Origin of the sequence: Asanoa ishikariensis, from assembly GCF_900107455.1 — a bacterium.
GTDB classification, from domain to species: domain Bacteria; phylum Actinomycetota; class Actinomycetes; order Mycobacteriales; family Micromonosporaceae; genus Asanoa; species Asanoa ishikariensis.
Window position 1 is genome coordinate 1,848,263 of the sequence record NZ_FNQB01000002.1, and the last position, 13,026, is coordinate 1,861,288.

The following is a 13,026-nucleotide window of genomic DNA, read 5'->3' on the forward strand; positions in this document are numbered from 1 at the left end:
CAGGACGCGGCCTACAGCGACCAGTCCCGGGGCACGTAGATCGGGGCCTCCGGGTCGCCGGCCAGGACCATCGCCGCCCGCCACTGTTGGATGGCCGGCATGCCCTCGTCGACCCAGCGGTCGATGAGGATGCCCGCGTCGGTGGCGTAGTCCTCCGCGTGTGGCCCGGCCGCCACGATCGCGCCGTCGGCCCGGATCGCCGCGCCGCCCGTCCGGGTCTCGTCGAGCAGCACGCAGCCCGTGCCGCCGTCGAACTGGGCGCCGGTGGTCCGGCGGTCCCAGGCTCCGATCGCGAACCACAGGTCGTGGTAGCGCAGGCCGTTCAGCGCTGTGCGCCAGCGGGCCGGCAGCCGCAGCGTCGGCACGATCTCCGCCGGGCCGCGCACCGGCGCCGGGTGTGCCCACGGGTAGCGCGCGCCGAGCGGGCCGGCCGCCGCCATGAAGCCGGCGCCGCAGACGCCGTCCGCCCAGATGTCGGCCCGCGCCGGCCAGCCGGGCGCCGCCCGGCCGTCGGCCGGCTGGCTCCAGACCCGCAGCACCGGGTTGTTTCCGGCGTGCGTGACCGGCGCGACCATCAGCCCGCCCGGCACGAGCTGCGCCAGCCAGTGCGGTGACACCCCGGTGACGCCGACGGTGACCATGACCCGGTCGTACGGCGCACCGGCCGGTTCGCCGAGGTAGCCGTCGCCGACCCGGACCCGCGCGCCGGTGACGCCCGCCGCGGCCAGTGCGGCCGCCGCCCGCGCGGCCACGTCGGGCTGGACGTCGACACTGGTCACGTCCGCGCCGACGGCCGACATCAGCGCCGCGTTGTAGCCGGTGCCCGCGCCGATCTCCAGGACCCGCATGCCGGCGGTGACGCCGAGCTCCTCGATCATCAGGGCCATCAGGGACGGCTGGCTGGACGAGCTGACCGGGCGTCCGTTGTCGAGTTTGGTCACCAGCGCGTCGTTGCGGTAGGCGCCGGCGAGGAAGTCCTCGTCGCCCGGCCGCAGCAGACCCGCGTCACTGTCGTGAAAGCCCTCGGCGAGGAACACTTCGCGGGGCACGGTCGCGAACGCCAGGGCCAGGTCGTCGCGGGTGAGCCCACCGTCGTCGCGCAGCACGTCGACCAGACGGGCGCGCAGCGCGGGGGCGTCGGTCATGCACCTACGGTAGGCCGCGCAGCGGCTCGCAGACACCGGGGCACGTCGGCGACATGGTACGGATGTTCGGCCGGCTCGATTTTCGCCAGGAAATGGGCGTACACCGCGGCTGAACGCACCTCGGCGACCGGGCCCAGCACCGCGATCGCCGTCTCGGGGTCGCAACCCGGAACGGCCGACCGCCAGCGCGCCGCCCAGGCCGCTCGCAGGCCGGCGGCCGCGTCGTCGCCGACGCGCTCGCTCAGCCGGAGGATGTCGAACACCGGGCTGCCGACGAACGAGTCGCCCCAGTCGATCACCACGGGGTCGCCGGCCCCGGCCACGCGGGTGTTGCCGGGGTGCAGGTCGCCGTGCACCAGCGTGTCCGGCAGGCCACAGGCCCGAGCGGCGGCGAGCCGCTCGACGAGGTCGGGGAGCACCTCGTCGACGGCGGGCCGGTGCGGTGCCAGGGTCGACCGGATCCACTCCGCCAGCCGGGCGTCCCGCCGGTCGGGCAGGCCGGCCGCGACGAGCATGTCGACATCGGACAGCGCGGCGAGTTGGATCTCGTGCGCGGTCACGCCGATCCGGTGGCGGCCGGCGAGGTCGGCCTCGTACCAGTCGTCGCCCGGCACGTGGTCCAGCAGGAGCCGGCCGTCGCCTCCCTCGGCGAGCAGGTCCGGCGCCCGGCCCGGCGCGACGTCCGCCAACCAGCGCAGTGCCGCGGCCTCGTGCAGGAAGAACGGCGGCACCTGTTTGAGCCAGGCCCGCCGCCCACCGTCGGCGTCGAGCCGCCAGATCGCCGACAGGTTCCAGGTGCGGTGCTGGTGTGCGGTGACGCCCGCCCAGCCCCGCTCGGTCAGCCGTGCTGTCGCCCAGGCGATGCTCCGCGCCGGGCCGCCGGGCTCGGCGTAGGGCGCGCGGTGGGGCTGCGGGTCGGTCACCGCAGCGGGGTCGACGCCGGCCTCGGCCAGGGGCACCGCCCCGGCCGGGGCGGCCGCGCACTCGGCCAGGTAGGTGACGGTGCCGCCGGGCATCGCCGGCCGGTCGGCACTGAGCAGCCGCAGGATCGTGACGTCGAGGCCGAAGTGCACCCGGGCGCCGTCGACGACGTCGGCCGACTCCTGCCACCAGGGCACCGGCACCGGGTACGGCGGCAGCACACCGAGCGGCGTGCCGTGGGCGTCGACGAGCACCAGGCGGGCGAGGCGGGTCACGGCCGGGACGCTAGCCGCCTCCGGTGCCGCACGCGACCGGGTTTAGGGCCTCGCCATCCGGGGGCCGATCGGCACGACCTGGTTGAGGACGGGCTCGCCGGGCGCCGGCTCGACCGGGTCCGTGAGCCCGAGCAGCTCCTGGCGGGCGTTGAGCAACACCATGATCAGCTCGTCGAGGCGGGCCGGGGTGAGTCCGTAGCGTCCGATCGGATGGGCCGACAGCACGGTCGGCGGTGTGCCCGCGTCGATCGCCTGTCCGATGGTCAGCACGACCTGGTCGGGCGCGCCGCCGGCATGGTCGAGCTGGGCGAGGAACTGGTTGGCCAGCTCGACCCGGGGCATTCCGTCGGCCACCCAGTGCACGGGCGCCTCGGGCCGGGCGTACTCATTGGTGCTCACCTATTGACCATGACACAGGTAAAGCCCTACCGCACTGCGGCGAGCGATAGCGTACGAAGGATGCTGGTCGTCATCATGTCCGACACCCACCTGCCCAAGCGGGCCAAGGACCTCCCTGCTCCACTGTGGATGATCGTGGACGAGGCCGATGTCGTGGTGCATGCCGGCGACTGGGTCGACGTCGACCTGCTGGACCGGCTGGAAGCGCGGTCCCGCCGGCTCGTGGCGGTCTACGGCAACAACGACGGCCCGGCGTTGCGGGACCGGCTGCCCGAGGTGGCCCGGGCCGACCTCGACGGCGTGCGGCTGGCGGTCGTGCACGAGACCGGCGCCGCGACGGGCCGGGAAGCGCGCTGCGCCGCGCGCTTCCCGGACACCGACGTGCTGGTCTTCGGCCATTCCCACATCCCGTGGGACACCGTGGCGCCGACCGGTCTGCGGCTGCTCAACCCCGGCTCACCCACCGACCGGCGCCGGCAGCCGCACCACACCTTCATGACCGCCGAGATCAGCGACGGAAGGTTGACCGCGGCGAGCCTGCACCGGCTCTAGGTCCTAGCCGCCGTTGGACGGCTGGTAGCGCGGCGCCCGGGCGATCCGTGCGACAGCCTCGCCGGTGAGGGTGTCGACCGTGTCGATGAACGAACGGCCCATCTTCGAACGGGCCTGGACGGCCGGGTGGGTGGCGCCGAAGTCCTCGGCGCCGGACTGGCCGTCGGCGAACAGGGCGTATGTCACCACCGGCGCACCCGCCCGGTCGAAGATGATGCCGGCCTCGTGCCGGGCGTTGTCGAACCAGCCGGCCTTGGTGGCGACCCGCAGCCGCTCGTCGGACGACATCACGCGGCGGATGCCGTCGGTGAACGCGATCGGTGCCCGCAGCCGCGAGAGGATCGCGGCCGTCGAGGCGGGGGAGAGCAGCGTGCCGGCGACGAGCTGGCGCAGCAGGTCGTGCGTCTCGCGCGGGGTGGAAACCCCGAGGAAGAACCGGTTGGGGTTGGCCACCGGCTGGACCTGGGTGTGCGGGAAGCCCTTGGCGACCAGGATCTCGTTGATCTCCAGGGCCGGGGCGACCAGGCCGCAGAGCCGGACCGCGGTGTCGTCGGAGACGGTCAGCAGCGCGGCGAGCACGTGGCCGAGGGTGACGGAGCTCGGGTACGCGCCGTCCAGGCTGAAGATGCCGTCGCCGCCGGGGACCACGATCGCGGCCGTCACGTCGACGCGCTGGTCGAGGGTGAGCAGGCCGCGGTCGACCTTGTCGAGCACCGCGACCGCCACCGCGATCTTGTTGACGCTGTAGGCCTCGAGCACCGTGTCGCTCTCGTCGTTGACCGCGACCTCGCTCGACCCGGCCACCGTGACGTAGGCCTGCCAGTTGCCACCGGCGGCCGTGCTCTCCTTCTGGTAGACCCGGCCGATCTTGCGTGCGGCCTTCAACGGCGTCGGCTCGGCGCCGGACGCGGCGGCCGGCGGGGCCGCCGAAGCGACGGCCGGGGCGCCGAAGACAGCCCCGGCCGTGGCCAGCGTGCCGAGCCCGAGTGCGGTGCGACGGTTGAGTGACGAACCCATGCGAAAACCCTCCCCGTTGGACAGACCGCTCGATCCAACCATGAAAAGGCTTCACTCGCCGCCCCGCTAACCTCCGTTGGACGGCTCGTGCAGGTCGAAGTCTTCGATGCGGACAGCCGGGTCGCCGGGCAGGGTGTTGACCGCGTCGAGGAACGCGCGTCCCATCCGTGCCCGGGCCCGGACGGCCGGGTGGGTGGCGCCGAAGTTGCCGGCACTGCCCTGCCCGTTCGCGAAGATGGAGTAGGTCAGCACCGGCCGGCCCGCCTTGCTGAAGATGATGCCGGCCTCGTGCCGGCCGTCTCCGAACCAGCCGGCCTTGGTCGCGATCCGGCCACGCTCCAATGACGACATCTCCCGGCGGATCCCGTCGGTGAACGCGATTGGCGAGCGCAGCCGCGACAGCATCACCCTGGTCGACGCGGCGGAGAGCAGCTTGCCCGCGACCAGCTTGCGCAGCAGCGTGTGCATCTCCCGAGGGGTGGTGCGACCCAGGTAGAACTGGTTCGGGTTGCCCACCGGCTGCACCTGCGTGCGGGTGAAGCCCTTCTTGCGCAGGATCTGGTTGATCTCCGCCGCCGGCGCGACCAGGCCGCAGAGACGGGATGCCGTGTCGTCGGAGACGGTCAGCAGCGCGGCGAGGACGTGGCCGAGGGTGACCGAGCTCGGGTACGCGCCGTCGAGGCGGAAGATGCCGTCGCCGCCGGCGGCCACGATGCCCGAGGTCACGTTGACCCGCTGGGTGAGCGAGAGCAGCTTGCGGTCGACCTTGTCGAGCACCGCGATCGCCACGGCGAGCTTGTTGACGCTGTACGCCTCGACCACGGTGTCGACCTGGTCGGCGACCGCGACGACCTCACGCGTGGAGGCCACCGTGACCAGGGCGTGCCAGTTGCCTTTCGCGACCGCGATCTCCCGCTGGTAGACCTGGCCCACCTTGGCCGCCGCCTCCTGTGGCGTCGACTCGACGACCGGCGCGCCGTCGATCGCGTCCGGGTCCGCTGCCGCGGGCGACTGCAGGCCCAGGACCGCTCCTGCGGTCGCCATGGTGCCCAACCCGATCGCGGTGCGCCGGTTGAACGCTGTAATCATGCCAAAACCCCCGTATCGACATTTGTGGGCATTACAGCATGAAATCGGGTGACTACGCTCCGGAAGCGTCAGTCGTTCGCTCGCCCGCGCGATCGAGCAATGCCATCACCGGCGTCGCCGCGATCCCGTGCACCACCACCGAAACCACGACCGCCAGCCCGGCCGTGGCCCAGATCAACGGCTCGCCAGGGAAGTCGGCGTGCGAGGTGGCGTACGCGAGGTAGTAGAACGAGCCGATGCCGCGGATGCCGAACGCCGCGATCACCCAGTGCTCGGCGGGCCGCCCGGGCGCACCGCGCAGCGAAAGCCAGCCGGCCAGCGGCCGGACCACGAAGACCAGGGCCAGCGCGACCAGTGCGGCCTGCCAGGTCAGCGGGGCCAGCAGCCCGGACACCACCGCGCCGCCGAAGAGCAGGAGCAGCAGGACGGTCAGCAGCCGCTCGACCTGCTCGGCGAAGTCGTGCAGCACCTGGTGGTACTCGCTCGAGCGCTCCGCCGACCGGATCGCGCGGGCGGCGACGAACACCGCCAGGAACCCGTACCCGCCGGCCACCTCGACCACGCCGTACGCGAGAAAGGTCGCGGCCAGGGCCAGGAAGCCCTCCGAGTGCCGGGCCAGCCGGAGCGTCTCGGAACGGGCCCGGAAGAACAGCTTGCCCAGCAGCTTGCCGATCAACAGCCCGCCGGCCACCCCGACGAGTCCTTTGTAGAGGACGTCCACGCTCAGCCACTCGGCCAGCCAGCCGCTGGGCGAGGTGCCGTGCTGCACGATCAGGATGGCCGCGTACACGAAGGGAAACGCCAGCCCGTCGTTGAGTCCGGCCTCCGAGGTGAGCGCGAAGCGCACCTCGTCCTCGGAGTCCTCCTCGTCGGTCGGCTCGCCGACCTGGACGTCGGCGGCGAGCACGGGATCGGTCGGCGCGAGGGCGGCGCCGAGGAGCAGCGCGGTGGCCGGCACGAGCCCGGCCCACCACCAGCCGAGCAGCGCGACCGCGAAGATGGTCAAGGGCATCGCGATGGCCAGCAGTCGCCAGGTGGACGACCAGCGTCGCCAGCCGAGCGGGCGGTCGATCTTCAGCCCGGCGCCCATCAACGCCACGATCACGCCGATCTCGGTCAGGTGGGTGGTCAGCACCGGATGGCGGAGCGGGTCGGGCACGGGCAACACGGGCAGTGCGAAGACGATCATGCCGAGCAGGAGGAACGCGATCGGCATCGACAGTGGACGGCGCTCCAGCGCCCGGGGGAGCACGCCGGCCAGCAACGCACCGACACCGAGGATCGCGAACGCGGCGTCGGCGGCGCTCACGCCTTGGTCAGCGGCGAGTCGTCGAGGTGGGCGAGCAGGTCGGCGGGATCCTCGTACACGGCGACCGCGCCGGCGCCCGCGAGCTCGGCCCGGGACGTGCCACCGCAGGTGAGCGCCACGCACGGCACACCGAGCTTGGCGCAGGCGGCGACGTCCCAGATGGAGTCGCCGACGTACACGGCCTGGGCGACCGACAGGCCCACCACGCGCAGCGCGGCCTCGATGATGTCGGGCTCGGGCTTGGTCCGTAGCGCGTCATCCGACGAGGTCGCGCCGTCGATCACGTCGTCGACGGCCAGCGCGCGCCGCATCGCGGTCAGCTCCTCGGGTGTCGCGGAGGACGCGATCGCCACCCGTTGCCCGCGCTCGTGGCAGGCGCGCAGCAGGTCGGCCGCGCCGGGCAGCGGTCGTAGCTGGGACAGGTACGGCGCGTACCGCTCGGTGTGCACCGCCCGGACCAACTCGTCCCGGGACCGGTCGCGCTCCACGCCGAGCAGATGGTCGAGCAGGCGGTCGGAGCCCATCCCGACGGCGCGGTGGATCTGCGCTATCGGCACGTCGTGCCCGCCGGCGCGAAAGCCCTCCCACCACGTGACCGCGTGCAGATAGGTGCTGTCGACCAGGGTGCCGTCAACGTCAAAAAGGACGCCTACCGGTGGGCTCATTGCAGCCCGTTACCCCGTCAGGCAGCGTTCGATGCACGGATTCCGATCTCGAACCAGACGGTCGAACCACGCACCGCCGGGTCGGTGCCCCACGCGTCGCTCAGCTCCTCGATCAGCCCGAGCCCGCGACCGCGGCTGCTCAGCGTCTCCGCGTGGGCGCGGGTGACCGCGCCGCGGGTGCCGGTGTCGGAGACCGCCACCAGCAGGCGTTCGGCGCTCAGGTCGACCTGCACCCGCGCGGCCGTGCCGGCGTGCAGCAGCGCGTTGGTGGCCAGTTCGCTGGCGCACAGCACCGCGGCGCCGATCACCTGCTCGGGCACGTTCCAGGCGGCGAGCTGGGCCGACATCCAATGCCGGACCCGGCCCGGCGCGGTCGGCTCGGCCGGGATCTCCATGCCCGCCGAGCGGCTGGGTGCGGTCGCGTGCTCGACCGCGAGCACGGCGACGTCGTCGTCGGTGGTCCCGCCGACGGCGGCACAGGCGACGGCGCACAGGCTGCGCGGGTCGCCACCGTTGGCGGCGCCGACGGTGGCCGCCACCTTCTCCAGCCCGGCCCCCAGGTCGAGGCCCCGCCGTTCGACCACGCCGTCGCTGAACAGCAGCAGCGTGCTGCCGGGCTCCAGCCGGGCCGCCGCCGACCGGCGCGCGCCGCCGAGTCCGAGCGGCGTGCCGACCGGCACGTCGAGGTAGTCGGCGCCGCCGCCGGCATGCCGGATCAGCGGCGGCGGATGCCCGGCGGTGGCGACGGTCAGGAGCCCGTCCCGTTCGATCACCGCGTACGCCACCGTCACGAACAGCTCGTCGGTGCGCGCCTCCTCGCCCAGGCTGGCGACCAGCCGGTCGAGGCCGGTGAGCACGCTGGTCGGCTCCGGATCGGTGAGGGCCAGCGCGCGCAAGGCCGCCCGCACCTGGCCCATCAGCGCGGCCGCCCGCACGTCGTGCCCGGCCACGTCGCCGAGCACCACCGCGAGCCGGCCGCCGGGCAGGGCGAACGCGTCGTAGAAGTCACCGCCGGCCGCGTTGCCGTCGACGCCCGGGTCGTAGCGGGCGGCGAGCCGGAACCGGGGGTCGTCGGGCAGGTTCTCCGGCAGCATGCTGCGCTGGAGCAACTGCGCGGTGCCGTGCTGGTTCTCGAACCGGCGGGCCCGTTCGGCGGCCTGCGCGACGAGCTTGGCGGCCGCGGTCAGCAGCGCCCGCTCGGCGGGCGACCACGGGTACTGGTCGTGCCGGCCGACGGTCAGCGCCCCGCGCAGCGAGGGCGTGCGCAGCGGGAGGGCGCCGAGCGCGCGGACCTTCTGGTCGTGCCGGTCCAGCGCGGACTCGCGCAGCGGGTGGCCATCGGCGGTGAACCGGGCGAGCCCGGCTCCGGCCGCGACGGCCAGCGGTGACACCGAGTCGGCCGCGATCCGGCGCCACACCGGGGGCAGCCGCTCGTCGGCGTCGTCGAGGACCTCGCCGCGGACCCGGCGGACCACCCGCCAGTCGTCGCCGTCGTCGACCCCGAACGCCACCTGGTGCACGTCGGGGAAGGACAGGCCGTAGCCCAGGGCCACCCGGGCGACCTCGTCGAGCGTGAGCGTGCCGGCCAGCGACTCGGCCAGCTCACTGAGCCCCTGGAGCCGGTGCGCGACCGGGACCGGCTCGACGGCGACGACCAGCACGCCGGCGATCCGGCCGGTGCCGTCGCGCACCGCGGACAGCCCGCGGCTCGGCAGGGCCGGGTCGGGCTCACCCTCGTCGGTCGACGGCCACTCCGGGTCACGGGGCGCGAACCCGGTGTGGTGGGCCTCGCGGACCGCCGCGCCGGCCGGGCCGTCCCAGACGGCACCGAACACCTCGGCCGCGGGTGCGCCGTAGGCGTCCGGGTGGCGGTCGCCGAGGAGCTGCCCGTACGCGTCGTTGTAGATCAGGCGCAGCCGGTCACCGTGCAGGAACGCCATCGCCACCGGTGAGCCGAACACCAGGTCGACGACCGCGAGCAGCCCCGGATCCCAGCCGTCGGTCGCCACGCCCGCAGGCGGCGGCGACGACGGTCCGGAGCCTGACATGCCAGCAGCGTAACCGCCGTTCGCCGCGGAGGCTCGCCGACGGTTGACGGCTGTGGGGATTGCCGGAGGCCGCGTACGGGTAATGCCGTGCGCTGACATCCACCCCGACGGAAGGTCTGACATGGACATCGGTGACGCGCTCACCGACATGTGGCGATCTGTGCTCCTCTTCGTGCCGAAGGCGCTGGCGTTCCTGGCGATCCTGCTGGTCGGCTACCTGATCGCCCGTGTGGTGCGCAAGCTGGTCGACGCCCTGCTGACCCGGGTCGGTTTCGACCGGGCGGTGCGGCGTTCCGGGATCGGAGAGCGGCTGGACAGATCCCGCTACGACGCCAGCGACATCCTCGCCCGCCTGGCCTACTACGCGATCCTGCTGTTCGCGCTCCAGTTGGCCTTCGGGATCTGGGGACCCAACCCGATCAGCGACCTGATCTCCGCGGTGGTCGGCTGGCTGCCGAAGGCGTTCATCGCGATCGTCATCCTGGTCGTCGCCACGGCGATCGCCAGTGCCGTCCGCGACCTGATCGGCGGTGCGCTCGGCGGCCTCTCGTACGGCCGGCTGATCGCGACCGTGGTCTGGGTCTTCATCGTCGGCCTCGGCGTGATCGCCGCGCTCAACCAGGTCGGCATCGCCACCACCGTGACCCAGCCGGTGCTGGTCGCCGTGCTCGCCACGGTCGCCGGCATCCTGATCGTCGGGGTCGGCGGCGGGCTGATCCGGCCGATGCAGGGGCGCTGGGAGCGCTGGCTCGACCGGGTGGCAACGGAGTCCGCGGTGATCCGCGAGCGGGCGCAGGCGTACCAGGCCGAGAAGGCGGCCGCCGAGCAGCGGCGGGTCGACGAGGCGGCGGAGGCCGAGCGGTCCCGCACCGAGGCGGCCCGGGTCGAGGCGGCCCGCGCTGAGGCGCAGCGGCGCGAGGCGGCCGCGCGGGCCGACATCGACCGGGCCGAGACCACGGTGATCAGCACCGAGGCCGAGCAGACCCAGGTGATCCCGCGGCCTGAAGAGGCGCACATCGTGCCCGGTATGCGCGAACCGACACCGGCGCAGGGCCTGCCGGTCGCCGGTGCGCAGCCTCCGGCCGCCGACGAGCCGGCGGCGACGGCCACTGCGGAGCGGGGTCGCGGCAAGCCGAGCGTGGCTGACCCGGCCTCGCCGGCCGAGCGGGAAGCGGAGCAGACGCAGGTGATCCGGCCGCAGGACAGCAAGGAGGCCTAGGCGTCCGGAGGCGCCGGCCGGTCGCTATTCCGCGTTGTCGGGGACCGGCTGGCGCCGCTGCGCGTCATCGACCAGGATCAAGGTCCCGATCATCATCCCGACCAGGATGCTGAGCAGCCAGGAGTCGTCGTGCAGCAGGTGGGCGGAGATCGGTGCCTGAACGGCGATCGCCAGGAAGGCGAGCCAGGCGAAAAGGCGCTGGCTGCCCGTGAGAATGCTGGGGGTCGTCTCGCGCATTCCCGCAAGTCTGCCCGGCGGTCCGGCATGTACCAGTCGGCCGTTCGGGCGACTTTGACTGACCTGTCCGGGTTGGACCACAACGCCGATCAAGCGGTGCGTCCGCCGGGCACGCCGAGTATGCAGACAGCTATGACTCGAATGGCGCGGGCCGTCGTACCGCTGCTGGCGCTCTTCCTCGCGGCCTGTGCGGCGCCCGGCCCGGCGCGCCCGCGACCGCACTGGGCCTACGAACCGGTCCGGGCGGGGCAGCCGGCGGGCCACACCGTGACCGACTCGCGCGACGGCCTCGACGCGGCCGTCTTCGCGCTCGACAGCGGCGTCACCACGGTGACCATGCGGGTCGCGGACCTGGGCGACGACCTCTACCGGGTACGCACGGCGGACGACGCCGGGATCGCGCCGTGGGTGCAGCGTGACGGCGCCGACCTGCGCCTGCTCACCCAGGGCACCGGGCTGCCCGGCCCGGCCGCCGTCGACGTCACGCTGCATCGCGGGGTGCGCTGGCACCTGCGGCTCGGCGGTGGCGCCGAGGACGAGCGGATCGACCTGCGCGGCGGCGACGTGTCGGCGGTCGAGTTCGTCGCCGGAGTCGGGCGGGTCGAGCTCGCCCTGCCCGCGCCGCGCGGGACGGTCCCGGTGCGGATGACCGGTGGCGCCGGCGAGTTCCAGATGCGGCTGGTCGACGATGCTCCGGTCCGGGTACGGGTCGGCGGCGGCGCCGGCAGCGTGGTGGTCGACGGCACGACGCGCACCGGGATACCGGGCAATACGGTCATCGAGGGCGCGGGTTGGTCGTCGGCGACCGACCGCTACGACGTCGACCTGGCCGCCGGGGTGTCGCGGTTCGTGCTCGACCACGGCTGACCGCGCACGGAGAGCGCTCTCATCCTTATCATCGCTCGGTGACATCCCCCTCCGTGCGACCGATCCGCCTCTCGCTCCTGATCTTGTCGTACTTCGCGTTCATCAGCCTCGGCCTCCCCGACGGTCTGCTCGGTGTTGCCTGGCCGTCGATCGCGGGCGACTTCGGGGTCGCCACCGAGGCGGTCGGCCTGCTGCTGATCGCGGCCACCACCGGCTACTTCATCTCCAGCGTGGCCGCCGGCTTCACCATCGCCCGGGTCGGCGTCGGCTGGCTGCTGGCGTTCAGCACCGCGGCCGCCAGCGCCGCGCTGGCCGGGTACGCGTTCTCCCCGGCGTACGCGGTGATGGTGCCGTTCGCCCTGCTCGCCGGTTTCGGTGGCGGCGCGATCGACTCGGGACTCAACGCGTACGCGGCGGCGGCGTTCGGTGCCAAGCACATGAACTGGCTGCACGCGTTCTTCGGCCTCGGCGTCGCGATCGGCCCACTGATCATGACCGCGGTGATCAGCGGCGGGCTGGGCTGGCGTTGGGGGTACGGCATCGTCGCGTCCGCGCAGGCCTGCCTGGCGCTGGCGTTCTTCCTGACGGTCCGCCGGTGGGTCCGGCACGGTGAGGTCTCCCGGCCCGCACCCGATCCCGAGGTGGCGGTCCCCGTCGGCGACGCGGTCGCCACCGCGGTGGCGGTCAAGCCCGCGACGAAGGTACGCACCCGCGAGACGCTGGCCCTCCCCGCCGTCTGGCTCGGCGTGCTGGCCTTCGCGGTCTACGTAGCGGTCGAGGCCGGCGCGGGACTCTGGGCGTTCCTGCTGCTCACCGAGTCGCGCGGGGTCAGCGCCACGGTCGCCGGCCTGTGCGTGTCGCTGTACTGGGGCATGCTCTTCGTCGGCCGGGTCGTGCAGGGCGTGGCCTCGGAGCGGTTCGACCCCAAGAAGATCCTGGTCGGCAGCCTGTTCGGAATGGCGGCCGGCTCGTTGTTGGTGGCGCTACCGCTGCACGCCGCCGTGACGGTCTTCGGCCTCGCCGTGATCGGCTTCGCCGCCGCACCGGTCTTCCCGCTGCTCACCCTGACGACGGCCGACCGGGTCGGCCAGGCACACGCGGACCGCGCGATCGGCATGCAGATCGGCGGCGCGGGCCTCGGCGGCTCACTCATCCCGGCCGGCATCGGCATCCTGCTGAGCGAGTTCGGCGCGGGCGCCCTGGGCACCTGCCTGGTCATCCTGTCGATCCTGCTGATCGCCTTCTACGCCGCCGCCACGAAAGCCAAGGTCCCCGCCTAAAAG

Annotated in this window: 12 protein-coding genes and 1 pseudogene; 4 read left to right on the plus strand and 9 right to left on the minus strand. The window is 73.4% G+C overall.

Going from position 1 to position 13,026, the window contains the following annotated elements; translation table 11 throughout:
* Positions 1 to 11: 11 nt before the first annotated feature.
* From BLV39_RS23035 to BLV39_RS23045, 3 genes are read right to left on the minus strand one after another with little or no spacing between them, the layout of a single operon-like run.
* On the minus strand, positions 12 to 1,145 hold the full coding sequence (locus BLV39_RS23035) for a methyltransferase domain-containing protein (RefSeq protein WP_090796544.1): 1,134 nt from the start codon (positions 1,143 to 1,145) through the stop codon (positions 12 to 14).
* Positions 1,142 to 2,341 (minus strand): aminoglycoside phosphotransferase family protein, encoded by a 1,200-nt coding sequence (locus BLV39_RS23040; protein ID WP_090796548.1) that lies wholly within the window; start codon positions 2,339 to 2,341, stop codon positions 1,142 to 1,144. The genes BLV39_RS23035 and BLV39_RS23040 overlap by 4 nt, the downstream gene beginning before the upstream one ends.
* A gap of 42 nt (positions 2,342 to 2,383) precedes the next feature.
* Entirely contained in the window at positions 2,384 to 2,740 is a 357-nt protein-coding gene (locus tag BLV39_RS23045) for a hypothetical protein (RefSeq protein WP_090796552.1), read from the minus strand.
* Positions 2,741 to 2,800: 60 nt separating this feature from the next.
* On the opposite strand from BLV39_RS23045, the gene BLV39_RS23050 reads away from it, so the two are divergent.
* A complete protein-coding gene (locus BLV39_RS23050) occupies positions 2,801 to 3,292 on the plus strand; it encodes a metallophosphoesterase family protein (RefSeq protein WP_090796555.1) in 492 nt (163 codons plus the stop codon).
* A 3-nt stretch (positions 3,293 to 3,295) separates the two neighbouring features.
* Here BLV39_RS23050 and BLV39_RS23055 read toward each other — a convergent pair whose 3' ends face one another.
* The 5 genes from BLV39_RS23055 to BLV39_RS23075 all read right to left on the minus strand — a co-directional run bounded on the left by BLV39_RS23055 (position 3,296) and on the right by BLV39_RS23075 (position 9,420).
* Positions 3,296 to 4,309 (minus strand): serine hydrolase, encoded by a 1,014-nt coding sequence (locus BLV39_RS23055; protein WP_090796559.1) that lies wholly within the window; start codon positions 4,307 to 4,309, stop codon positions 3,296 to 3,298.
* A gap of 66 nt (positions 4,310 to 4,375) precedes the next feature.
* Complete coding sequence (locus tag BLV39_RS23060; protein ID WP_090796562.1) at positions 4,376 to 5,398, minus strand: serine hydrolase; 1,023 nt, start codon at positions 5,396 to 5,398, stop codon at positions 4,376 to 4,378.
* Between the two features lie 52 nt (positions 5,399 to 5,450).
* Positions 5,451 to 6,707 carry a cation:proton antiporter gene (locus tag BLV39_RS23065; protein WP_090796566.1) on the minus strand — a complete coding sequence of 419 codons (1,257 nt, stop codon included), beginning with the start codon at positions 6,705 to 6,707 and terminating at the stop codon, positions 5,451 to 5,453.
* Positions 6,704 to 7,372 carry an HAD family hydrolase gene (locus tag BLV39_RS23070; RefSeq protein WP_090796569.1) on the minus strand — a complete coding sequence of 223 codons (669 nt, stop codon included), beginning with the start codon at positions 7,370 to 7,372 and terminating at the stop codon, positions 6,704 to 6,706. Before BLV39_RS23070 ends, BLV39_RS23065 begins: the two co-directional genes overlap by 4 nt.
* Positions 7,373 to 7,389: 17 nt before the next feature.
* Positions 7,390 to 9,420, minus strand: a complete 2,031-nt coding sequence (locus BLV39_RS23075) for an ATP-binding SpoIIE family protein phosphatase (protein ID WP_090796572.1) — start codon at positions 9,418 to 9,420, stop codon at positions 7,390 to 7,392.
* 82 nt (positions 9,421 to 9,502) lie between these two features.
* Between BLV39_RS23075 and BLV39_RS44310 the strand changes: the two are divergent.
* Positions 9,503 to 10,357 (plus strand): annotated as a pseudogene (locus BLV39_RS44310) (mechanosensitive ion channel family protein); the annotation flags it as partial.
* 306 nt (positions 10,358 to 10,663) lie between these two features.
* Here BLV39_RS44310 and BLV39_RS23085 read toward each other — a convergent pair.
* Positions 10,664 to 10,876, minus strand: coding sequence for a hypothetical protein (locus BLV39_RS23085; protein WP_090796576.1), 213 nt, complete (start codon positions 10,874 to 10,876; stop codon positions 10,664 to 10,666).
* Positions 10,877 to 11,008: 132 nt separating this feature from the next.
* Here BLV39_RS23085 and BLV39_RS23090 point away from each other — a divergent pair, with 132 nt between their 5' ends.
* Entirely contained in the window at positions 11,009 to 11,743 is a 735-nt protein-coding gene (locus BLV39_RS23090; protein ID WP_143049846.1) for a hypothetical protein, read from the plus strand.
* Positions 11,744 to 11,781: 38 nt separating this feature from the next.
* Positions 11,782 to 13,023, plus strand: a complete 1,242-nt coding sequence (locus tag BLV39_RS23095; RefSeq protein WP_090796583.1) for an MFS transporter — start codon at positions 11,782 to 11,784, stop codon at positions 13,021 to 13,023.
* Positions 13,024 to 13,026 lie beyond the last annotated feature (3 nt).